This window comes from Paradesertivirga mongoliensis (genome assembly GCF_024436395.1).
In the GTDB taxonomy this organism is placed as follows: Bacteria; Bacteroidota; Bacteroidia; order Sphingobacteriales; family Sphingobacteriaceae; genus Paradesertivirga; species Paradesertivirga mongoliensis.
The window spans coordinates 557363-579790 of sequence record NZ_JAFMZO010000001.1; the positions used below are offsets into that span (position 1 = coordinate 557363).

General features: G+C 41.9%; 21 protein-coding genes and 1 tRNA gene. 6 read left to right on the plus strand and 16 right to left on the minus strand.

Features of this window, described 5'->3' with window-relative positions; all coding sequences use genetic code 11:
* Window positions 1–92: 92 nt before the first annotated feature.
* The 12 genes from J3P43_RS02125 to J3P43_RS02180 form a co-directional block, all read right to left on the minus strand.
* Window positions 93–887, minus strand: coding sequence for a T9SS type A sorting domain-containing protein (locus tag J3P43_RS02125; protein WP_255898508.1), 795 nt, complete (start codon window positions 885–887; stop codon window positions 93–95).
* A gap of 259 nt (window positions 888–1146) precedes the next feature.
* Entirely contained in the window at window positions 1147–2316 is a 1170-nt protein-coding gene (locus J3P43_RS02130; protein ID WP_255898511.1) for a lytic transglycosylase domain-containing protein, read from the minus strand.
* Window positions 2317–2362: 46 nt separating this feature from the next.
* Window positions 2363–3853 (minus strand): Asp-tRNA(Asn)/Glu-tRNA(Gln) amidotransferase subunit GatA, encoded by a 1491-nt coding sequence (gene gatA / locus J3P43_RS02135; RefSeq protein ID WP_369414768.1) that lies wholly within the window; start codon window positions 3851–3853, stop codon window positions 2363–2365.
* 64 nt (window positions 3854–3917) lie between these two features.
* Window positions 3918–4112, minus strand: a complete 195-nt coding sequence (tatA, locus tag J3P43_RS02140; protein ID WP_255898513.1) for a twin-arginine translocase TatA/TatE family subunit — start codon at window positions 4110–4112, stop codon at window positions 3918–3920.
* Window positions 4113–4115: 3 nt separating this feature from the next.
* Window positions 4116–4361: a twin-arginine translocase TatA/TatE family subunit gene (gene tatA, locus J3P43_RS02145; protein WP_369414769.1), complete on the minus strand. Its 246-nt coding sequence runs from the start codon at window positions 4359–4361 to the stop codon at window positions 4116–4118.
* Window positions 4362–4444: 83 nt separating this feature from the next.
* Entirely contained in the window at window positions 4445–5692 is a 1248-nt protein-coding gene (locus tag J3P43_RS02150; RefSeq protein ID WP_369414770.1) for a murein hydrolase activator EnvC family protein, read from the minus strand.
* Window positions 5693–5703: 11 nt separating this feature from the next.
* Window positions 5704–6498 carry a lipoprotein insertase outer membrane protein LolB1 gene (lolB1, locus tag J3P43_RS02155; protein WP_255898515.1) on the minus strand — a complete coding sequence of 265 codons (795 nt, stop codon included), beginning with the start codon at window positions 6496–6498 and terminating at the stop codon, window positions 5704–5706.
* A complete protein-coding gene (locus J3P43_RS02160; protein ID WP_255898517.1) occupies window positions 6476–8194 on the minus strand; it encodes a tetratricopeptide repeat protein in 1719 nt (572 codons plus the stop codon). Before J3P43_RS02160 ends, lolB1 begins: the two co-directional genes overlap by 23 nt.
* 10 nt (window positions 8195–8204) lie before the next feature.
* A complete protein-coding gene (dut, locus tag J3P43_RS02165; protein WP_255898519.1) occupies window positions 8205–8642 on the minus strand; it encodes a dUTP diphosphatase in 438 nt (145 codons plus the stop codon).
* Window positions 8635–10140, minus strand: coding sequence for a lipopolysaccharide biosynthesis protein (locus J3P43_RS02170; RefSeq protein ID WP_255898521.1), 1506 nt, complete (start codon window positions 10138–10140; stop codon window positions 8635–8637). The genes dut and J3P43_RS02170 overlap by 8 nt, the downstream gene beginning before the upstream one ends.
* A 14-nt stretch (window positions 10141–10154) precedes the next feature.
* Window positions 10155–10427 (minus strand): acylphosphatase, encoded by a 273-nt coding sequence (locus tag J3P43_RS02175; RefSeq protein ID WP_255898523.1) that lies wholly within the window; start codon window positions 10425–10427, stop codon window positions 10155–10157.
* Between the two features lie 62 nt (window positions 10428–10489).
* Window positions 10490–11662 carry an amidohydrolase family protein gene (locus J3P43_RS02180; RefSeq protein ID WP_255898525.1) on the minus strand — a complete coding sequence of 391 codons (1173 nt, stop codon included), beginning with the start codon at window positions 11660–11662 and terminating at the stop codon, window positions 10490–10492.
* 137 nt (window positions 11663–11799) lie between these two features.
* Here J3P43_RS02180 and rlmN point away from each other — a divergent pair, with 137 nt between their 5' ends.
* From rlmN to J3P43_RS02195, 3 genes are read left to right on the plus strand one after another with little or no spacing between them, the layout of a single operon-like run.
* A complete protein-coding gene (rlmN, locus tag J3P43_RS02185; protein WP_255898527.1) occupies window positions 11800–12849 on the plus strand; it encodes a dual-specificity RNA methyltransferase RlmN in 1050 nt (349 codons plus the stop codon).
* A 28-nt stretch (window positions 12850–12877) separates the two neighbouring features.
* Window positions 12878–13573, plus strand: a complete 696-nt coding sequence (locus J3P43_RS02190; protein ID WP_255898529.1) for a ComF family protein — start codon at window positions 12878–12880, stop codon at window positions 13571–13573.
* On the plus strand, window positions 13574–14950 hold the full coding sequence (locus tag J3P43_RS02195; protein WP_255898531.1) for a hypothetical protein: 1377 nt from the start codon (window positions 13574–13576) through the stop codon (window positions 14948–14950).
* Between the two features lie 277 nt (window positions 14951–15227).
* Here J3P43_RS02195 and J3P43_RS02200 read toward each other — a convergent pair.
* The 4 genes from J3P43_RS02200 to J3P43_RS02215 form a co-directional block, all read right to left on the minus strand.
* A tRNA-Asp gene (locus J3P43_RS02200) sits at window positions 15228–15301 on the minus strand.
* A 111-nt stretch (window positions 15302–15412) separates the two neighbouring features.
* Window positions 15413–16486 carry a peptide chain release factor 1 gene (gene prfA / locus J3P43_RS02205; protein WP_255898533.1) on the minus strand — a complete coding sequence of 358 codons (1074 nt, stop codon included), beginning with the start codon at window positions 16484–16486 and terminating at the stop codon, window positions 15413–15415.
* 177 nt (window positions 16487–16663) lie between these two features.
* A complete protein-coding gene (locus tag J3P43_RS02210; RefSeq protein ID WP_255898535.1) occupies window positions 16664–17680 on the minus strand; it encodes a DUF6807 domain-containing protein in 1017 nt (338 codons plus the stop codon).
* A complete protein-coding gene (locus J3P43_RS02215) occupies window positions 17664–18476 on the minus strand; it encodes a UDP-2,3-diacylglucosamine diphosphatase (RefSeq protein WP_255898537.1) in 813 nt (270 codons plus the stop codon). Before J3P43_RS02215 ends, J3P43_RS02210 begins: the two co-directional genes overlap by 17 nt.
* Before the next feature lie 162 nt (window positions 18477–18638).
* Here J3P43_RS02215 and J3P43_RS02220 point away from each other — a divergent pair, with 162 nt between their 5' ends.
* From J3P43_RS02220 to J3P43_RS02230, 3 genes are read left to right on the plus strand one after another with little or no spacing between them, the layout of a single operon-like run.
* Entirely contained in the window at window positions 18639–20693 is a 2055-nt protein-coding gene (locus tag J3P43_RS02220; RefSeq protein WP_255898539.1) for a prolyl oligopeptidase family serine peptidase, read from the plus strand.
* Between the two features lie 5 nt (window positions 20694–20698).
* Window positions 20699–21910: a sensor histidine kinase gene (locus tag J3P43_RS02225; RefSeq protein WP_255898541.1), complete on the plus strand. Its 1212-nt coding sequence runs from the start codon at window positions 20699–20701 to the stop codon at window positions 21908–21910.
* Window positions 21891–22397 (plus strand): DinB family protein, encoded by a 507-nt coding sequence (locus J3P43_RS02230; protein WP_255898543.1) that lies wholly within the window; start codon window positions 21891–21893, stop codon window positions 22395–22397. The genes J3P43_RS02225 and J3P43_RS02230 overlap by 20 nt, the downstream gene beginning before the upstream one ends.
* Window positions 22398–22428 lie beyond the last annotated feature (31 nt).

The following is a 22428-nucleotide window of genomic DNA, read 5'->3' on the forward strand; positions in this document are numbered from 1 at the left end:
AAATCCTCCGCTTGGTGAGTGCGGTAAAATTACAATTCTTTTGCAGAGAACATAATGGAATACAAGCAATGTTCGGATTGGCGGGACGATTCCTACTCCTTCAGGAACTTACTTACAAGCAGTCGTTTTTCGCCCTCTTTAATCACCAGAACATAGTACTGCGGTGTCAAATCGCGGATATCAAGGCCCGATGCTTTATCGGTCATAATTATTTTTTTAGTGAGCACTCCTGAGTAATTATATATCGCGATCTCAACGTTTTGCAATGGCAAGTTTGAGGATATATGTAACTCAGCCGTCGCGGGGTTAGGATAGATGCTTAATACAGGCTGATCTAACTCAAACACAGGTTCTTTATCAGGAAGGATATCTATTGCAGGCGCTATCTTTATTGAGAAGCGGTTGGGTCCGTAGGTGTTTGGATTAGATTTATCAACTACAAATTCATACGAAGCGCCCTCAACTAGTGTCTTTGTTTGATTAAGATACTTGTCTGTTAAGATAAACTTATAATTTTCGACGAACGGGAGCTCCTTAATCTTTAGAACCACGTTTTGAGACACCCTCGAATTGACCGCTAACTTAACCTCATCCACTTCAGCCAGCTGAGGCATAAGATTTATAGCCATGCTTTTATTATCCGATGTGAGACTTGAAATGCTAACAGTAGTCCCACCGGCAAAAGGGGCATCTCCATCGGCGGCCCGGTAAGCTGCGCTATGTCCTTGTCTGAACTCAATAACTGCTTCACACTGGGCATTTGAGTGGTCGGCTACCGCTAAGCGGAGCGTTTTTTTGAGGACTGACGGGTTTGTCGTGTTGACTTTAGACACGGAAAAGGCCGTAAAGGACAGACCTAGAAAGAAAAGAGAGAGCGAGAAATTCATATGAGAACGAGAAGAATATTAAATATTACATTTTCTTTTGGTTAAATAATTTGCTACAAATATAAAAGGTATTTAGTCTGGCGAACAGCTTGGGTGGGTCATGGGCTCTCGACTCACGCCCGATCTTTGGCGGGATAAAAACAACAAACGCCCTTAGCGATATTCTAAGAGCGTTTGATATTAGGAATGTTAATTTCTTTGTGAGTAAGTTGTGTATAAGTTTACGCAACCTTACACGATACAGACAAATAAAATTGGTTTAGCCCTGGATAATTCTCAGTACCATCCCCGGCTTAACTACCGAGTGTTTTAACTTGTTAATGACTTTGATTTCTTCTTCTGTACCGTTGAATTTTTCTGCAATCGAACTGAGAGTATCCCCTTCCTGCACACGATAGCTTACCGAAACATCCCGGGCCACATATTTTGAAGGTTTGGACGGAGCGTCGCTTTCCGGTGTAACGTAAGATAGATAAAGCTCACCTTGAACAGGTTCAGATTTTAGCAGCTCGGCGCGCAGGGCAGTGTAGATATAAGGCTTTATCTCGGGAATGATAAGCTTTTTAGGCTTTTCAGGAGTGCCGTGCAAAATTTGATTTTTGTACGAAGGGTTTAAAAGCGTCAGAACATCAATATTGGTATTGGTTGCTTTGGCTATGTTCCAGAGAGACACTCTTCTATTCACCTGCATAGTATTGGTAAAAATATTAAATCCGGCATCCGCAGGATAAATTCCGTGTCGCTTATGGTTATTCATGATATAAACAGTAGCGATAAAAGCAGGAACATAACTCTGAGTTTCGGCTGGCAAATGCTTTCTGATCGTCCAATAGTCGAGGTTACCGCCGCCGGCATTTTCTCTTGCCCAGCGAATATTATTATGACCGCAATTGTACGAAGCAATGGCCAACAGCCAGTCGTTGTACATAGCATACGACTTCAATAAATAATCTGCTGCGGCAGAAGATGCTAACAACGGATCTTTTCGTTCATCGAGGGTATCATTGATCGTAAGTCCGTAAATTCTACCAACCGGTTCCAGGAATTGCCATAAACCTGTTGCACCAACCCATGAGGTGGCATGCGGATTTAGAGCCGATTCTACCACCGATAAATATTTAAGTTCGTCAGGAAGTCCTTTCTCCTTAAAAACCCGCTCGTAGATCGGGAAATAATATTTAGAGAGTCCGAGCATTTTAGAAAACCGTTGCTTTTGAGAAGCGTATGAATCTATAAGTTTCTGAACGGACTCGTTGTAAGTAAGAGGAACTGTCTTTTGTAAATTTTCGAGGGTGAGGCGGTAGGCAGGGTCGGCTTTAGCCGGGCTGTTCATGTTAACACTCTTCTCTGATGCTTTGGTATCCAGCGAAAATCCCAATAATCCCACTCCGCTGAACAAAACCAAAGTATAGGCTATTGTTCTTTTCATCAATTTTTACTAGTTGGCATCATGCCGTTAAACTCTATGCCTTTTACTAAACTACTTCTTTTTTTGTTACGTTCAAAACGTATTTAGAAAAGGCCAGCAGTTCTGCTTCACCAAAACGCTTGCCTATGAACTGAATGCCTAACGGTAAATTTGATTTGCTTATTGCCACAGGCAAAGAAATCGCGGGTATTCCTGCAAGTGATGCCTGCACCGTAAATATATCTGCAAGGTACATCACTACCGGGTCGTCGGTTTTCTCACCAATCCCAAATGCGGGTCCCGGGGTGGTAGGCAGCAGGATGAAGTCGTGGTTTTCAAGAATTTCATCCGTCTTCTCGCGAATTAACCGGCGGACTTTCTGGGCTTTCCCATAAAATGCGTCGTAATGACCGGCGCTTAATACAAAGGTTCCCAACAAAATGCGGCGCTTAACTTCATCACCAAAGCCTTCCGAACGCGATTTTTTATAAGTGCTCTCCAGGTCAACGGCATTTTGACTACGGTAGCCGTAGTGAACTCCGTCATACCTGGCCAGGTTGGATGATGATTCGGCCATCGTTAAAATATAGTACGTAGGCACTACATAATCCAGGTATGGGAATGAGATTGGCTCCACTTCATGGCCCTCTTCGATAAGCCTTTTTATGGTATTTTCAGTTATTGCCTTTATTTCGGGATCTAAGCCATCGCTGTTTAGAGTTTCTGGCAAATAAGCAATGCGTTTTTTTCCTGTAAAGCTTAGTTGTTGAGAATAAGCAGGTACGGGCGCAGTTGAGCAGGTGCTATCGTGGTCGTCATGACCGGCAATTACCTCCAATAATAAAGCAGCGTCTTCAACCGACTTCGTAATTGGGCCAACCTGATCAAACGACGATGCATAAGCAATAATACCATGCCGCGATACACGGCCATACGTGGGTTTAAGTCCTACCACTCCGCAAAAAGCTGCCGGCTGCCGTACGGATCCACCTGTATCTGTGCCGAGTGATGCCATACATAAATCGGCTTGAACCGCTACGGCCGACCCTCCTGATGATCCTCCTGGCACTTTTGTGTTGTCGGCATCATTCTTTACCGGGCCGAAGTATGAATTTTCGTTTGACCCACCCATAGCAAACTCATCACAATTCTGCCGGCCGATGATAATTGCGTCCTCCGCAAGAATTCGCTCAACTACCGTAGACGAGAAAATAGAATTATAATTTTCGAGAATTTTAGACCCAGCGGATATATTATGATCTTTATAGCAAATAAGGTCTTTAATCCCGAGGATCATTCCAGCTAGCTTTCCTGCGTTTCCGTTGATGATTTTTTTCTGGATTTCAGCAGCCCGTAGCTTCGCCTCATCGGCGTAAACTTCCACAAAAGCGTTTAAATGCTTTTTCTCCTCTATTCGCTGTAAGTAGCCCTCAACAAGTTCAACTAACTGTATTTTACCTTCTTTTATCTCTGATTGCACAGATTTTAGAGACGAGTACTGATGCATGGCGTGAAAATACGTATTTCTATGAAATGAAAGCACATTTGCTTTACTCAATAGAGAATAAAATGGAAAAACCCCATTCTTTTCAGAATGAGGTTAAAATATGCTGAGGCAAGGCTTATATATCCTTACGGTCGGTGTCTTTAGTTGGCATCGGCTCACCGTCTTTTCCTTCTTTAAATTCTTTCACCCCGCGGCCTAATCCACGCATAAGCTCGGGAATTTTCTTGCCACCGAATAATAATAGAAGTGCAACTACGATTAATATAATTTCCGGTGCACCCAAGCCTACTAAGAGAATACTACTTACCATGTTTTATAATTTTGACTGTGTCTGATCTGTTTGTGAATCTGCTGATGGCGTTGTTGCGCTGCTAACATCACTGTTAATATCATCACTTACGGCATTTATGTTGCGGTGGATTTCCCTTTTTACACCATCAGAAGCATCTTTAAACTCGCGGATACCTCTTCCCAGCCCTCTGGCCAATTCCGGAAGTTTTTTTCCCCCAAATAATAATAACACAGCAAGCAGTATGAGCATTATTTCAGGTGTGCCCATATTAAGAAATAAGAAAATCGTGCTCAACATCATCTACCAATTAAGTTTACAAATATACTGATATCTACGAATTTAATCTCTTTTTAGTTTGCTAACCACGACTCGGGATTCATCGCAGTCGCACCTTTCCGTATTTCGAAATGCAATTGCGTGGTGCCGTCAACATTGTCGGTGATTACAGTTCCGATGGTTTGTTTTACTGATACCTTTTCGCCTTGTGATACACTGGCCGAACGCAGGTTAGAGTACACGGTAAAATACTCACCATGTTTAATCAAAACAACATAAGCGCCACCCAGATTCAACACTTTAGTTACTTCCCCCGAGAAGACAGCCCGAACACTCGACCCCGGAGGAGTTTCGATATCCACTCCATTATTTTCTACCGTAACATTGCCATATCGGTTGGTACCAAAGTGGGCTACCGTATTTCCGGTTGAAACCGGCCATGGAAGCCGTCCCCGGTTACTTAAAAAGTCGGCCGATAACTTTGCGGCTTCCGGAGTAGTAGCCAAAACCTTCGAGCCACTTGCTACAGGCTTTGCTGTTGTTCCCGTTTTTGCAGCTTCAGCACGGGCTTCCGCCTCTGCCCGTCGTCTCGCTTCAGCAATTTCACGATTAATTGCAGCATTAATCGATCGGTTTAGCTGGGCAACTTCTTTCTGTTTCCTTGATACTTCTTGCCGAAGCTGGCGTTCTTGCTTGGTCAGTTTACTTAATTCAACCGCCTGATTCTTTTTTTCTTTACCCAGAGTTACCTTTTCGTTTTCCTGGCTGTGTAACAGATTGCTTTTTTGTTTCTTATTACGGTCAAGCTCTGTGATCTTCATTCCTAACTCTTGCTGGGTCTCACGGATATATCGTGCCTGCTTCTTTCTGTAATCGCCGAATTGCTGAAGGTATTTTAACCGCTTATACGCCTGGTTGAAATTGTCGGAAGCAAAGATGAACATCAGTTTCCCATATGAACTCTGATTTCTGAAGGCAAAAAGAACCATACCGGCATACTCCTTTTTCAGCTTATCAAGCTGTGCCTGTAACGACCGCACTGTATTAGAACTTTCGGTAATTTGATTATTGAGAAGCTTAACCTCCGAATTAATGGTCCGGATCTTTTCTTCTCTCAGGCGTATTTGAGTATTCAGAACATTTATTTGCCTTAGTGAGAGTCTTTTGTTCTTGGTTACTTTACTCTGCGAGCGCTTAAGTTCTGCTATTTCGCGGGTAAGCGCATCCTTTCTGCGCTTCAATTCAGCACTGCTTTGAGCGATAGATGTGCCTGCAATGCAGAGAAGTGCCAGAAAAACAAACAGCTTTTTAAAACTCATCATGCAAATCTAAATTAATTTTTGATGCTAAATCTTCTCGGTACAGTGAACGGATATTCCAGAGACTCGTTAATTCCGACAGATGTATACCGTAAATCAATACTGATGTTTTTACCCGAGGCTGTGGATTTTATAGAAACAGCGCCCGGTATTTCCTGTGTACCCAGGCTCTTATATTCACTGTAATTAACAATTAACGTTTGTGATGCCGCTTTGTCATTAAGGTTAGTCTGAATAAGATTATGACTGTCATTAAAAACGAGTGAGTAAACCAATCCCGAAAGATCTCCCTTCAGGTGCGTTTGGCCACCATTAACTTCTATTGTTGAATTAACCGACGTAGTACCTGTAACGGCATTGCCGGTAAATAAATTCTGCAGCGTATTGAAGTCTAATTGCTTGTTGGCATACTGATAAACATAACTAAAGGGCTTTCTGATATAGGAACTCTCCAGTCTGTTCAGAATCTTGATACTATCAGGTGTAATTAAAGCCCTGGCAACTTCCAACCCTGCTATTGCAGTAACAGAGATCCAGATAGTTTTCCCTTTCTGCATTCTGATGTTCATACTTACATCATTGCTGTTGTTATTAATACTGAGATCCGCTTTAGCTTTGATTGAAAGAGTTTGATAATTAAGTTGTTTGTCGGTCAAAGACTTTAAAACCTCAGCTTTGTTAATCGTTGGCGTATTTTGCGTTTGCGACGGACCAATTACAACAGGCGGTACAGGCTTCTTTACTTTACAACCCAATGCTGTTAAAATTATCAGGAAAATGATCCCTTTATTCAATATATTTCTTTTCATAAATTTTCTTATCGAGTATCTCAGATTTTTCTCCTTTAGCCTTTGCAAGTTTCCACTGCTCCAGCGCCTGGTCTTTTTCTCCGAGATTGTATAAAATATCGCCGTAGTGCTCTAATTGCGTTGGATTGTCCTTATTATGCCTAATGGCTTTCTCTATCCAGACCCGCGCATCTTTAAACTTCTTCTGCTTGAATAAAACCCAGGCATAAGTATCTTCAAAAGAAGCATTATCAGGTTCTAATTCATTCGAACGCTTAGACATGCCGGCTGCGCGATCAAGATTTTCGTTCCTTAACGAAAGATAATATGCATAATTATTCAATACATACGAGTTGTCTGGATTAATTTGCAACGCCTTTTCATACGATTGATCTGATTCCTTAAACTTTTTCAGATTATTATACGAGTCGCCAAGACCAGAGTAAATCTGAGAGAGGAAAGTTTTGTCTTCAACTTCAAGGCTCGCAGCATTTTTTAAGTAGCTGATAGCTTTTTCGTGTTTTTTAGTCTGAGCATAGGCAATAGCGGTATAAAAATACAAATACGCCTGGTTGGGGAAAAAGGACAGGGCCTCTTCACCATCAATTATGGCCGCTGCAAAGTCTCTTTGATTAATCTCGATACTTAGCACCTGTTCCCAAATGGGATATTTTTGATTATCCAGTTCCAAAGCTTTTTTATAGGCAACTTTGGCTTTCTCCAATTGCCTGTCCTGATAAAGAACATCTCCATATACGGAGTATGACTTTGCTTCGGAAGGGTGTGTTTGGGTGAGTATAGCACCCAGTGCAACGGTTTCTGTCCGCACCTTCGGGTCTTTGAACTCGGGCAGGAACGACAACATGATCTGTACTTTGGCGTCGATACTCAAAACCGGATCTGAAAAAGCTCTCTTCAATTCTGTGAAAGCTTCGGCGCTTTTGCCCTGACTTTTATATGCATCTGCAAGCGCAAGACTTATGAAAGGATCGTTGGGATTGATCGCTCTTGCCCTATTCAGTGTTTCGATGGTTTTATTGACATCGCCGGACTTTAAATAAACTTCGCTCAGGTTCAAATAATTGCGTACATCTGATGGATTTTTCGAGATGAGGCTCTCCAAATCTGAGCTGGCCTTACCCGAATTCCCCTGTTGTTGATAAACCCTTTGCCGGGCGGTTATGAGGCCTTCGGAGCTTCCAAAACGTTTTTCTATTTCTTCATAAACCTTTTCTGCATCCTCATTCTTATTTTGGATAAAAAGCGCATTTGCCTTGTCAAAATAATAATCCTCTTCCAGAGGGTTGATTTTGATAAGTTCGTCAAAAACAAGCGTAAGTTGGTCTAAGTTCCTGGTCTTTTTATAGACATCGGCCAATAGCAGCCAATACCATTTATTTTCGGGGCTGACGGTAACTGCATTGCGAGCATATTTCTCGGCTTCTTTTTCCTGATTTTGTGAATGGTGCAGACTGGCGAGTTCATAAAGCGCCGCATGATTAGAAGGGTCTATCTCAAGAATCTGACTGAAATTTTTTCCAGATTCTGCGAAATTTTGTTTCGTTTTTTCTCTAAGCCCTTCGTAAAAGAGATCTTTTACCTTAAGGCTATCCTCGGCATTTATGACCCGGCCCACAACAAATACCGGAGCATTTTTCTTTTGAGCGAAGCTGTATGTCGCAATTAAAGCCAAAAGAAAAACTAAAATTTTCGTCATATTATATCAATTATACGCCAGTGTGGCCATACCCCCCGGCTCCCCGGGCGGTTTCGGTTAAAATCTTGGCATCTTCCCACGTTATTTGTTCGTGTTTTGAAACGATCATCTGCGCAATTCTATCACCATTTGAAACCAAGAACTCTGCGTCTGACAGGTTTATAAGCAATATTTTCACTTCGCCCCGGTAATCGGCATCGATTGTCCCGGGAGAATTTAATACCGTTATTCCATGCTTTAACGCTAAACCGCTCCTTGGCCGTATCTGCGCTTCATAACCTTTTTCGAGTTCAATGAATAGGCCGGTTGGAATGAGGATACGTTGTAAAGGTTTAATACTGACGTTCTCAGGAATAAAGGCACGGAGGTCCATTCCGGCGGATAGTTCTGTTTCGTATACTGGAAGTGGATTATTAGAGCGATTTATGACTTTTACAGAATTACTCATCTCGATTTAGGTTTTTCTTTTCAACCAGCCAGGCAGTTAAAATAAATATAATTAATAAAGTGTTGTTAAATAATGCAGAAACTACCGGTTTGCCATGTAACAATTGTGTCTCGATATATCTTCCAAGGCCATAGATTAGCAACATAAAAGCCAGATATGAAAGGATCCTCCACACTCTATACGGCACCTTAAAATATTTTTGCCCGATAAAATAACAAGTTAAAGCCAGGAAGAAATAGCATAATAAGGTTGCCCATGAAGATCCCTCATACCCAAAGGTTGGTATCCATATTATATTTAAGACAACTGTGATTATAGCGCCGAATACAGTAAAATAGATGCTATACATCGTTTTGTCTGTCAGCTTATACCAGATGGAAAGATTGTAATAAACTCCGAGAAAAAGATTAGCAAGCAACAATGTAGGAACAACAAACAGCCCGCTTCTATATTGTTCACCAAGGTAAAGCCCTGCTATATTCAGATTTAAAGAGACGGCAAGAAATATAGCCGCACATACTATCACAAAATACTCCATCACCTCAGCATAGATTTTTTTGCTGTCTTGTTCCTTATGCAGGGAAAAGAAAAAAGGCTCGGCTGCCATTCGGAAAGCCTGGACGGCCAGCGTCATAAAGATTGAGAGCTTATAAGCCGCATTGTAGATCCCCAACTGAGCAAGGTTTTGTTCTGCAGACCCAGGAAGAAGATACTTTAGCATTGTTCTCCCGAAAGTTTCGTTCATCATCCCTGCCAATCCCGCGAAGAGCAACGGAAATCCGTAAGCTAACATAGGCTTAAATGCATTCCAGTTAACCCGAAGCCTGATATCCTTTATCTGTTTATATAAAAGCAAAATGGTAGCACCACTGGCAATCAGATTGGCAAGAAATATATAGGCAACTTTATTTGAAGGGCTATATACATAATTGATTACGCTGTCAGGGTTCGCTTCTAACCACCAGGGGCAGAACCATAACCAAAATATATTTAGGAATACATTTACCAAGATGTTAAAAATCTTGATGGAGGCAAAGGCAAGGGGACGGTTCTCTTGTCTCAATCGGGCGAACGGGATGGCAGTAATTGCATCGAAAGCCAGAATCAAAGCAAACCAGATTACATAATCTTGCCGATAATAAGCGGCTGCGGATGGATCTGTAATCAATAGCTCATTTATATAGCCCGAAAAAACAATTAGCGCTCCAGATAAAAGGGCCGAGCTTATAAGTATAGATGTAAATGAAGAGGAATAATAGGTATGAGCCAGGGGCTTGTCTTTCGAAGAAAATCGGAAGTATGAGGTTTCTAACCCATATAGATAGATGATATTAAGAAAGGTTACATACGCGTATATTTCACCTACTACCCCAAAGTCGGCAACATCGGTAAGTACCCTGGTATGAAAACCAACTAGCAGATAGTTTAAAAACCGGCCCAGTATGGAACTAAGGCCATAAACAGCTGTTTGGGAAGCTAACTTTTTTAATACTGACAAATTGCGTGAGTAGATTATTTCTTTAGTATCTCAAAATTACGATAGTTTTTTACTTCGCCTTCAACTACTTCCACTTTTTGTACCGAAGCCTGAAGAGGACCCTCGTGGCACCATTCTAAAAAAGATTCCAGGGAAAAATCATCGCCTTCGGCTTCGATGTAAACCGAGCCATCAGGTGTGTTTTTAACGAAACCTTTAACGCTTAACTGATCTGCCACAGCTTTTGTAGAGATCCTGAAAGAAACTCCCTGTACTTTCCCGCCGACAACGATGTTTAGATGTTTCATTACCGCAAAAGTAATCTTATAAGTCAAGAGATATCGAAAAAAATCCTTTCGATGACTTAGGATTAAACCAACTTTTGCACTTTAGATTCGGCTGAGATTTTGAGGCCTTCGGTGTGGGTAATCAGGTTGAGTCCTGGCCTTTTACCCTTTTCTATGCTGCCATACTCCTTGTCAATTCCTAAAAATTTGGCACCGTTGATGGTTGCCCAGTTGATGGTTTCGGTGAGCAATAAGCCCGGAAAATTCAGGTGTAAAGTTTTAAGCTCAGACAACATACACAGGCTTGTATTAGAAGCCAAACTATCAGTACCAACTGTGATGTTGAAATCATGATACTGAAACATCTCCACTTTAGGTAAGCGGTCTTCGATATACAGATTTGCATTGGGGCAGAAGCACCAGGTAACCGAACGGTTTGACCTCAATATAAAATAGATGTCTTTTAGACTGGTATATGTGTTATGAACCAGCATGGTTTTTTGCTGTACCGGGATTAAAGGAATGATGCTTTGAATTGAATTGCGGGCCTGGGGCTTAAAAAAGTCGATGTTTATTCCCAGCTCCTTATAAAAGTTCAAAAACTCGCCACTCTTATAGCGGTAAAGCTTATTCTCGTCTTCGCTTTCCTGATTATGAATAGTTACCGGACTGCCGGTTTCGCCACAGAATTTCCCTATAAATCGAAAAAGCTCTTTAGAAGCCGAATAAGGGGCATGCGGCACGATAGAAGCATGTAAAGGCGAGAATTGTTCGAGTAACTCTGACCCTTCCCTAAAAACATCTTTTGCTTTATCGGGTTCGAACGATAGTAGCTCAATGAAAGTATAGTAATAAATAGAACTGTTTTCCTTGATTTTTTTCGAATCAATATTGTTCGAAACATCAGCTACAGCCACAATGCCATTCTCCCACATCTGGCGATCGGCCTCGCGCATTACTTCTTCGGTATTTTTAAGACTTTTACGAAGGCTGATGATGTTCTTTATAAAAGATAAGAGTCCTTCTTTTTGAGGAATTTTATTGTAGAGATATGATAATTCAAGATGGCAGTGCGAATTGATAAACCCGGGAACGATTATCCCTTCCAGCTTTGTCACATTAACATCTTGAAGAGAGAGACTATCCTCGGGATATAATCCTAAAATTGCGCCATCAGGACCTACAGCAACAGTGCCATTTTTTAAAGGTTCGGATGTAGCAGGCAGAATAAAATCAGCACTATAATAGTTTACCATATACAGGGATTTACCCCTTACTCCAAAAAAAAATTAAATACAGCAATGGATTGCTGTTACAACAACAATAATAGGAAATTTTTTGTTTTAACATTTTAAAAACAATTTATTTAGCAATAAGAAGTAAATTTGCCATTGTGAATCAGGAAGTTGTAAAACGTGATATCAGGAACCTTTCACCTGCCGAAATAAAAACATTTTTAGTTGAGCATGCTGAGCCGGCTTTCAGGGCGAAGCAAATAGCTGAGTGGCTGTGGATTAAGTCTGCCGTAAGTTTTGAGGAAATGAGCAATCTTTCTAAAACTTTGAGGGAAAAGCTGCAGGCACATTTCGCGATAAACGCGATCAAGATCGACCAAAGTCAATTCAGTGCCGACAGAACAATAAAGAACACTTTCAAGCTATATGATGGCAACATTATAGAGGGAGTTTTGATACCTACCACCGAGCGGATGACCGCCTGTGTAAGTTCACAGGTTGGATGCAGCCTTACCTGTAAGTTCTGTGCCACAGGCTATATGGAACGCAAGCGCAATCTTGATCCTGCTGAAATTTACGACCAGGTTGTTCTGATCGACAAACAAGCGCGGGAGAATTACGGCATTCCGTTAAGCAATATCGTATACATGGGGATGGGCGAACCCCTTTTAAATTACGCTAACGTACTTAAATCGGTCGAATATTTAACTTCGGAAGAAGGCCTGAATATGTCGGCGAAGCGGATTACAGTCTCTACGGCAGGCATAGCGAAAATGATCAGGAAGCTGGGTGATGATAATGTTAAATTCAATTTAGCTTTGTCGCTACATGCAGCGAATGACAAAAAACGGAATGAAATTATGCCTATTAATGAGCAGAATTCATTAAAAGCTCTAGCCGAAGCACTGAAGTATTATTACCTGAAAACCAAAAACCCGGTCACCTACGAATACATTATTTTTAATGATTTCAACGATGAACTTGAAGACGCAGTTGAACTTGCTAAGTTTTGTAAACACCTGCCCTGTAAAGTAAATATCATCGAATATAACCCAATATCGTTTGCCTCATTTACAAACGCAGAGGAAGATAAGACAGAAGCTTTCGCTAATTACCTAAAAAAACAAGGGATAATTACCAATATCCGCAGAAGCAGGGGTAAAGATATCGACGCCGCCTGCGGCCAGCTTGCGGTGAAAGAAAAATAATCTGCCGGGCTTTTTATATTATTGTATAATGAACGCCCTACTGCAGTATGCGGAAGATTTTTTTTCGTTGTTTTTTCCTCAACTCTGTTCGGGATGCGGGAAGAACCTGTTTAAGAACGAGACCATTATCTGTACGGCCTGTATATATAATTTACCATATACCGACTTCCATTTGGATGAAGAGAATGCCGTGGCCAAACAGCTTTGGGGGAGAGTACCGATTACAGCTGCTTATGCATTTGTTCATTTTAATAAAGGCTCGCGTGTCCAAAACCTGATGCATCAGCTTAAATACAATCAAAAACCCGAAGTAGCTTTAAAGCTCGGTGAAATGTATGGTTTAAAAATAAAAGATTCGGAAGTGGCGAAAAGCCTGGAACTGATCATCCCGGTACCTTTACATCCTGCTAAGCAAAAAAAACGCGGTTACAATCAAAGCGAATTCTTCGCCAAAGGTTTATCACTCAGTCTGGGCATACCCGTGGGCTTAAATTTGTATCGGAAGGTGTTTACCGACACTCAAACTAAAAAGTCGCGCTTTGTACGTTACGAAAACATGAAGGAGGTGTTTGCGATCAGAAAGCACAACGATATTGAAAATAAGCATATCCTGTTGGTCGACGATGTAATCACCACCGGAGCCACTATTGAGGCATGTGCCCAGGAACTGCTAAAAGCAAATGGAACAAAAGTGAGTATAGCAACCATAGCATTTACCAATTAAATGAAAATCACGCTGCCCGTCTTATTCCTTGCGGTCCTGAGCATTTGGGGATGTAAAAAAGACAGTATAAATACCGACTCGTCTGCTATGCTTGAGTTTTCTGCAGACAGCATTCTTTTTGATACCGTATTTACATCTGTGGGATCCGTTACCCGTCGGGTTAAAGTCTTTAACAGGGGAGAACGTCCGGTTAAGATCTCTTCAATTAAACTTCGAGGTGGCGCTGCATCAAACTTTCAGCTAAACATCAACGGCATTGCGAGTGATATTTTATCAGACATTGAATTAGCCGGCAACGACTCATTGAATGTGTTTGTAAAGGTAACCATCAACCCAAGTTCCGAGCGCTTGCCCTTTATCGTGAAAGATTCTATTGAATTCGGTACCAACGGAAACTATCAGAAAGTTATCCTCAGCGCTTTTGGGCAAAATGCTGTCTTTATCAGGGATGGTAAAATAGCAGGAAATACGGTTTGGACCAATAAGCTTCCGTATGTGATTTATAATACTTTAACCGTAGAGCCTAATACTACATTGTCCATCCAGAAAGGTAGCCGGATTTATTTTCACAAAGATGCTGGTATGCGTATTGCAGGCACGCTTAAGGTTTTAGGAGAACGCCTGGATACAGTTACGTTTGCGAGCGACAGGCTGGAGCGTATATATGAAGATGAGCCGGGGCAATGGCTGGGTTTGCATTTCTTAAGCAGCAGCAAAGAGAATCATCTAAACTATGCTTCCATACGTAACGGAGTTACGGGCATCAAGGTTGACTCGTTATCCACGAATGCAAGCCCAAAGTTGCTATTAACCAATACTATCGTTCGTAATATGGCTTTGACTGCGTTGCAGTTCGATAATGCAGATGTTGCCGGATTTAACAATCTGATTTTAAGTTCAGGCAGATATCTTCTTTATGCCGTAAACGGTGGTAGATATAATTTCAAGCAAAATACCTTTGCCAATATTGGTTTTCAATTTGCGAGAACCACGCCTTCTGTGTTTTTTGCAGATCACTCTAATGTAGGCATGGCCAGAGAAATGGATATCGCCTTCATAAATAATATTATTTGGGGTAATTTACAGGAGGAGTTTGTTGTAGAGAAGAAGGGTGCACTTTCATTTAATCAGGCTATCCGGAAAAATCTGATCAAGACAAAAGTTAACAGTTGGGAGGCGGCTGGCAACATACTCAATGCCGACCCGCGATTTAAGAATACTAAAACCGGCGACTTTTCGTTACAAAGCACCAGCCCTGCGGCTAACGCCGGAGAAAATTTGGCCCCCGATCCTAATTTCGCTGCCTGGCTAGGCAAGGATTTAAACGGAAGGGTAAGATTATTCCCCTCTGATTTAGGGAGTTACGAAGTATTGTAAAAATTTCTTAAAATAAGGTAACCTTATCAGAGTTGATGAGGTATAAGTACCTGAGAGCGTTAATTTAGATAGAAAGAGCTGGGCGCCGCAAGGCAACCGGCTTTTTCTTAATTTTTCAGCTCTTTCTACAAAGTCATCGGACGACTAGCATACTCCAGTCATCCGATGACTTTTTTTTATTTTGGCCGATTTGAAATCCGGCGAGCGGGCACCCCGGGAAATTCAAAAAACCCTAAATGCAAAAACCCTCGCAGATCATCTCTGCGAGGGTTTTTTGCGGAATGGACGGGACTCGAACCCGCGACCTCCTGCGTGACAGGCAGGCATTCTAACCAGCTGAACTACCACTCCTCCCGTTGGGACTGCAAATATAGAGTTTTTGTCTGTTTGTCCAACAAAAAATATAATTAATCTTTAAAAAGATTCTACAAGTTTATTTGACTTGCAGCATCTCGAAGATTATCAGGCATTTGAGCCCTCCTTCATTTTCTCTGCATTTTCCGCAAACTGCAATGCATCGATAATTTCCTGGATCTCCCCGTCCATAATTGCCGGCAGATTGTATAAAGTTAATCCAATCCGGTGCTCGGTAACCCTACCTTGCGGATAGTTGTACGTCCGTATCTTCGCCGACCTGTCGCCGGTAGAGACCATTGTTTTACGCTTCGCTGCGATATCGCCGACCTGTTTCTGCAATTCCAAATCATATAGCTTACTACGCAACATTTCCATAGCCCGGATTCGGTTACCCAACTGAGAACGCTCAATCTGGCAAACCACAACCATCCCGGTAGGTTTATGCGTTAACTGTACCTTAGTTTCAACCTTGTTTACGTTCTGGCCCCCAGCACCGCCCGAACGCGAAGTTTGCAATTCAACATCAGCCGGATTTAAGTAAAAGTCAAGCTCTTCGGCTTCAGGTAAAACAGCTACCGAAGCGGCCGATGTATGAACCCTGCCCTGCGTTTCTGTATCCGGAACCCGCTGCACCCTATGCACACCCGATTCGTATTTCATCTGACCGTAAACATCTTCGCCGCTTACATTCAGAATCACCTCTTTATAGCCCCCGGCAGTACCCTCAGTAACATCAACCACCTCAACCTTCCAGCCCTTCTTTTCAAAATAACGGGTATACATACGGTAAAGATCCCCGGCAAAAAGAGCAGCTTCATCGCCACCTGTACCACCGCGAATCTCCACCACCGCATTTTTCGAATCCTGCGGATCCTTCGGAATAAGCATTAAGCGGATCTTTTCCTCCATCTCCTCTTTCTGAGGCAGAAGTTCATCCAGCTCCATCCGGGCCATCTCTTTCAGCTCTTCGTCCTTCTCGTTTGCTAAAATCTCCTTATTCGTTTCAATGTTCGAGCAAACATTCTTATAGATCTTATATTCGTCCACAATTTTGCCCAAATCTTTATATTCTTTATTCAGGGTGGCAAAACGCTTCATGTCGCTAAGCGTAGATGGGTTGCTTAATTCGCGCTCAACTTCTTCCCAACGAAGCTTTATATCTTCTAATTTTTCTAACATGTTCTAATTATGAAATCAACAACCCGGTTCCATCGGCACTGCAAGCCCTGCTTTACGCTTCAACTCCAACGCACATACCTCTTCAGGTTTTCGCTGCAATCAGGTTTAGATAACTAAAGCCTTCGCTGTTATGGCTACAAAAGTACAGATTTAAGAATATATCTCTTTTACTGAGTTTTAAAAAGAATTGGAAAGCTGCTCCATCCTCGCATTGTCAAGAGCGCTACTTATTACCAGGCGATGTTTAAATAGAACTGTTTTCCCTTTTGACAGACTAAAGTTGAGCGTCTCTTTACCGTTAGTATAAGCTGCCGCTCCCAGCGGGTTAATTGCAAACAAACCGTATCCCCTCGCCATCCAGTAACCCGGATACCCAACGTTTTCCGGATGATCAATGATCGCGACACTAACAGGATTACCTGAGACTTTGCCAGACAACTTCAGCCAGTTAGAACGGGTACCAAACACAGCCTCACCCTGAATTCCGGTGCTGCTCTCATAGCGTCCGGTTAAATTATCGTTCTCTAAAACCGATTTGGTTCCTTCTGCAGTGTAAACTTTAACCGGCTTGGCTGAGGTATGTTCCAGCTCACGGGATACGCGGATAGCAAATAAACCCTCCTTGTTGTCTTTAAACGATATATTTTCAATTGCCTTCAACGCAGTTTTACGGTCAATAATTCTATCCTTACCCATTACACTAAACGTATAGGTCGAAGTCTCCTCAAGCATCGGCCGGCCTTTAGGGTTGTACCAGGTGGATGACGTAACCAGCTCAGCTTTTCCCTTACCGTTTTTAGCAGACACTACCCGATTAAATTTAATGGTGCCGTAAGCTTTTTTATTGGTATCAATACTGGTAGAGTTGTTCCAGTAATCAGCTCCGTTTATATCGCCATAGTTAAGCCAAACACCAATTTGATGGGGGTGATCGATCTGATCGCCGGCTTTGGGTGTTATAGGCCAGCCGCGGGTCACCGGCACGTTGCCAGATGCATTTACCGGGAAAAGAACCGCCTTTTTTAAACTATCTGCGTAAAGTAAAGAGGTAAACAATTCATTTCCAATAAAGATATCTGCTTTTTGCAATGCCGGAGTTTGAACAATCTTTAGCATCGGCAAAGTTTGGCTAAAACCCGGCTTCGCCAGGAAGAAAACAGCAACAAACAGCACCTTCTTAATCTTTTTTTTCATCTATCAGGCTTTCTGTGTCATTTACCCCATTATGTGCTCCATAAGGCTCCTTTTCAAAATACCTCAAAAACACTTCACCATCTTCAAGCACCGCATATGAGTTAAAATTTAACCATTCGCCAAGGTTTATATAACGGCTGCTTTCATTAAGTCTTATGTCAAGAGGTAAGTGCCTATGCCCAAATATAAAATAATCGAAATGTTCTTTTTGTAACATTTCTTTGCTGTAATTGGCCAGCCATTCCTGTTGTTCGCCCATAAAGCGCTCTGTCTTGGCTTGCGACAGGCGACTTCGCCGAGACCAGACCAAGGCTATACCAATACCCAGGTTAGGGTGTAACCGGGCAAACATCCACTGGCAAAAACTGCTTCTGAAAAACTTTTTCAGTATTTTATATTTGGCATCTCCCGGCCCCAGACCATCACCGTGATGAAGATAGATCTTCTTTCCCTGCAGTTCTATTACCAGTTCATCGGAAACAAGGGTTGCATCAAACTCTTTATTAAGATATCCAAACATCCACATATCGTGGTTACCCTTAAACATAGTAATTTTTATACCCGCGTCTGAAAGCTCTGCTAACTTACCCAAAAAGCGAATGAACCCGCGTGGGACAGCACGTTTATATTCAAACCAGAAATCAAACACGTCGCCAACTAAAAAAAGCTGAGCGGCATCCTCTTTGATAGAATCCAGCCAGCGAACTATCGTAGCTTCCCGTTCTCTGCTTAACTCATAATTTGAAACGCCAAGATGGAAATCAGAGGCAAAGTAAATTTTATTCCGATTCGACATATTTGTAAAAGTACACAAGCTTGCCGGAAATTTGTAATTTGTACCACTCACGGACGTTCATAAGTGTAATTACCTGAAACTGTTTTTATGAAATTTCTTTATATCCTAGTCGTTTTTCTGGCCTCTGCCTTTACTCTAAAAGCTCAAACTATAATAACAAAAATGAATTACCCTGTTTCAAAGAAAGACAATACCGTAGATACTTATTTTGGCAGCAGTGTTGTAGATCCATACCGCTGGTTGGAAAACGACATGGCTGAAGACACAAAGGCATGGGTTACTGAGCAAAACAAAGTAACGCAAAACTATCTCTCCAAAATCCCCTATCGAAACGCCTTAAAAAAACGTTTGGAGCAGCTTTGGAACTATGAGAAATATAGCGCCCCGTTTAAAGAAGGCGATTACATCTACTTCTACAAAAATGACGGATTACAAAATCAGGCGGTACTTTACCGTCAGAAAGAGGGGCAGGAGCCCGAAATATTTCTCGACCCAAACAAGTTTTCAAAAGATGGAACTACTTCCTTAGCAGATATCGAATTTACCAAGGACGGAAGCATTGCTGCATATCAGCTATCAGAGGGCGGCTCTGACTGGAGGAAAGTAATTGTCATAAGAACCGAAGATAAATCTGTGGTAGGCGATACACTTATTGATGTAAAGTTTTCGGGATTAGCCTGGAAGGGAAATGAAGGATTTTATTACAGCAGTTACGACAAACCGAAAGCCGGCAGCCAGTTATCGGGTTTAACCCAATATCACAAGCTCTATTTCCACAAACTGGGTACACCACAAAGTGAAGATATCCTTGTTTTTGGCGGCGAAGCCACTCCGAGAAGGTATATAGGAGCATCTATCACAGAAGATGGCAGATATTTAGCCATCACTGCAGCAAACTCGACTACTGGAAACGAGCTGTATTTTCAGGATCTTAGCACAGGCGGACCGATAATAACTGTTGTAAACAATTTCGATTCTGAAAGCTATGTGTTAGATAATGAAGGCAGCAAACTCTTCATCTTTACCAATTTAAACGCGCCTAATAATAAAATTGTAACTGTTGATGCGGCTAAACCTGCTCCGGAAAACTGGAAAGATCTGATTAAAGAAACACCCAACGTTTTAAATGCGGGAACTGCGGGGGGAAAACTTTTCGCAAATTACCTGAAAGATGCTACATCTTTAGTGATGCAGTATAATATGGACGGAACATTAGAGCGCACTATTTCTCTTCCCGGCGTGGGTACAGCCTCAGGCTTTAACGGAAAAAAAGAAGAAAAAGAAATTTATTACAGCTTTACCTCTTACGTTTACCCAACCACTATTTTCAAGTACGACATTGGTAGCGGTTCTTCTGGTTTATATAAAAAGTCGGGCGTTCTGTTCGACCCCAGCTTGTATGAATCTAAACAAGTATTCTATACTTCTAAAGACGGTACAAAAATTCCGATGATCATTACCCACAAAAAAGGTTTGAAGCTTGACGGTAAAAATCCAACGTTATTGTATGGTTACGGAGGCTTCAGCGTAAGCTTAACCCCTGCCTTCAGCACCTCTAATATAATTTTGCTTGAGCAAGGCGGAGTCTACGCTGTACCTAATTTACGCGGTGGCGGAGAATATGGTGAGAAATGGCATATCGCAGGAACTAAAATGCAAAAACAGAACGTTTTTGACGACTTTATAGCTGCTGCAGAATATCTGATCAGCAACAAGTATACTTCGAAAGATTTTCTGGCTATTTCAGGAGGATCAAACGGCGGACTCTTGGTAGGTGCTGCAATAACTCAGCGACCCGACTTGTTTAAGGTTGCCCTACCAGCTGTTGGTGTGTTAGACATGTTGAGGTATAATAAATTTACCGCCGGCGCTGGTTGGGCCTACGATTATGGAACCGCTGAAGATTCGAAAGAGATGTTCGAATATTTGCTGAAGTACTCGCCTTATCATGCATTGAAACCGGGCACGCAGTATCCAGCCACAATGATTACCACAGCCGACCATGACGACCGGGTGGTTCCGGCACATTCGTTCAAGTTTGCGGCCAGGTTGCAGGAGATGCACAAAGGAGCTAATCCGGTTCTCATTCGTATTGATACAAAAGCAGGGCACGGCGCAGGAAAATCTACAGCACAGATAATAGATGAACAGGCTGACAAATGGTCTTTTCTGTTTTATAACCTTGATTTTAAAACGCTGCCTGTTATTCTGCGCTAACCAAGATGAATCCATACGAACAGAAACGCCGCTGGAAATTTCTACTCCTTGCCTTTGCCATAATTATTGCGGGAACTTCGCTGTGGTATAGTAACTATTTAGTTAAAAATATTGCCGTAGCCGAGCGTACAAGAGCAGAGGTATGGGCTTTAAGTCAGCAAAAGATCACAGAAATTTCGGATATAAACGATGATTATATCACCTTTATTTATTCCATTAGAGATAGTCTTGAAGTACCAGCTATAGTTACCGATACAACCGGAACCATATTGTATTACCGGGGACTCGACAGTACAAAAACCAATTTCGAGGTGGAAAGCAACCGCCATTATGATCCAAGCTATTACAAAACTCAGTTAACAGAGATGAAGGCTCAGCACCGGCCAATAGAATTGCTGCTTGCAGACGGTGGCAAATGGCTTGTGTATTATAAAGATTCGTCTCTTTTAACCCAGCTAAGAGTTTTTCCGGCAATCCAGCTCACGGTAATTGCAATCTTTCTTCTTATAGCTTATATGGTTTTCAGCTCATCAAGGCGCTCCGAACAAAACCTGGTCTGGGTGGGTATGGCCAAAGAAACGGCTCATCAGTTAGGCACACCTATTTCTGCGTTGATGGCCTGGATTGAACTGATTAAAGAAAAATTTAAAGCCGAAAATGATCCGTTGATTATTGAGATGGAAAATGATGTAAAACGTTTGGAAATGGTGGCCGACAGGTTCTCAAAAATAGGTTCAAAACCTATACTGGAAAGCCACAATGTGTACCAGATGATTGAGGAATATGTAAATTATTTCAAAGTTCGGGCAAGTGATAAAATCAAATTTTCTGTAAGCGGCGACGATAGTGTGGAAGCTTTGATGAATGTTCCGCTATTTGACTGGGTACTTGAAAATTTGCTTAAAAACTCTGCAAACGCGATCAAGGACCATGGAACCATAGAGGTTTGCATAACAGAGAACCTGGCCAAAGAACAGGTTTTTATTGATGTTATAGATAGCGGAAAAGGAATTCCGAGGCTTAAGTTCGAAACAATTTTTCAGCCAGGTTATACTACGAGGAAAAGAGGATGGGGCTTGGGACTTTCCTTAAGTAAACGTATTATTGATAATTATCATAAGGGGCAAATCTTTGTGAAAGATTCTGAACCTAATAAGGCAACAACCATACGTATCATACTTAAAAGCAGCAGCAAATATGAAGCGACCACAACCTGATGAATACAGCGCTTTTCAAAAAGCCTATATCGATAAAGTAAGCGACGATCCGCTGCAGGAGATCGAAACCCAATCCATTACATTCCCTCAATTTTTACGAGCAATTCCCGAGGATAAGATAGATTATGCTTACGCTGAAGGGAAATGGACTTTGAAAGAGATGCTAGGGCATATTATTGATACCGAACGCATTTTGACGTACCGTTTACTTCGGATTGCCCGGAATGACTCGACCGGCTTACCTGGCTTTGAAGAGGATGATTATGTAAGGTACTCACATTTTAAAGATCAGGATTTTGGTTTGATGATTGAAGAATTCCGAACACTTCGAAAGGCAAATTTATTCTTGTATAATTCACTTAACGAGGAAGAACTGCAACGGAGGGGTCTAGCCAACGGAAACCCGACCAGCGTGAGAGCCTTGCTCTTTATCATAGCCGGACATATGCAGCATCATAAAATGGTGATTGAAGAGAGGTATTTATAGTCGACGATCCGATGACTAAAACATCGGATCA

Bases quoted from the DNA above. Each gene is read 5' to 3' on its own strand.
- J3P43_RS02150 (WP_369414770.1), bottom strand. From the start codon at position 5,692: ATGATGAGTTTTAAAAAGCTGTTTGTTTTTCTGGCACTTCTCTGCATT.
- J3P43_RS02180 (WP_255898525.1), bottom strand. From the start codon at position 11,662: ATGGTAAACTATTATAGTGCTGATTTTATTCTGCCTGCTACATCCGAA.
- J3P43_RS02130 (WP_255898511.1), bottom strand. From the start codon at position 2,316: ATGAAAAGAACAATAGCCTATACTTTGGTTTTGTTCAGCGGAGTGGGA.
- J3P43_RS02220 (WP_255898539.1), top strand. From the start codon at position 18,639: ATGAATTACCCTGTTTCAAAGAAAGACAATACCGTAGATACTTATTTT.
- J3P43_RS02195 (WP_255898531.1), top strand. From the start codon at position 13,574: ATGAAAATCACGCTGCCCGTCTTATTCCTTGCGGTCCTGAGCATTTGG.
- tatA (WP_255898513.1), bottom strand. From the start codon at position 4,112: ATGGTAAGTAGTATTCTCTTAGTAGGCTTGGGTGCACCGGAAATTATA.
- J3P43_RS02125 (WP_255898508.1), bottom strand. From the start codon at position 887: ATGAATTTCTCGCTCTCTCTTTTCTTTCTAGGTCTGTCCTTTACGGCC.
- J3P43_RS02190 (WP_255898529.1), top strand. From the start codon at position 12,878: ATGAACGCCCTACTGCAGTATGCGGAAGATTTTTTTTCGTTGTTTTTT.
- J3P43_RS02225 (WP_255898541.1), top strand. From the start codon at position 20,699: ATGAATCCATACGAACAGAAACGCCGCTGGAAATTTCTACTCCTTGCC.
- J3P43_RS02160 (WP_255898517.1), bottom strand. From the start codon at position 8,194: ATGACGAAAATTTTAGTTTTTCTTTTGGCTTTAATTGCGACATACAGC.
- J3P43_RS02215 (WP_255898537.1), bottom strand. From the start codon at position 18,476: ATGTCGAATCGGAATAAAATTTACTTTGCCTCTGATTTCCATCTTGGC.
- dut (WP_255898519.1), bottom strand. From the start codon at position 8,642: ATGAGTAATTCTGTAAAAGTCATAAATCGCTCTAATAATCCACTTCCA.
- J3P43_RS02210 (WP_255898535.1), bottom strand. From the start codon at position 17,680: ATGAAAAAAAAGATTAAGAAGGTGCTGTTTGTTGCTGTTTTCTTCCTG.
- prfA (WP_255898533.1), bottom strand. From the start codon at position 16,486: ATGTTAGAAAAATTAGAAGATATAAAGCTTCGTTGGGAAGAAGTTGAG.
- tatA (WP_369414769.1), bottom strand. From the start codon at position 4,361: ATGGGCACACCTGAAATAATGCTCATACTGCTTGCTGTGTTATTATTA.
- J3P43_RS02230 (WP_255898543.1), top strand. From the start codon at position 21,891: ATGAAGCGACCACAACCTGATGAATACAGCGCTTTTCAAAAAGCCTAT.
- J3P43_RS02175 (WP_255898523.1), bottom strand. From the start codon at position 10,427: ATGAAACATCTAAACATCGTTGTCGGCGGGAAAGTACAGGGAGTTTCT.
- lolB1 (WP_255898515.1), bottom strand. From the start codon at position 6,498: ATGAAAAGAAATATATTGAATAAAGGGATCATTTTCCTGATAATTTTA.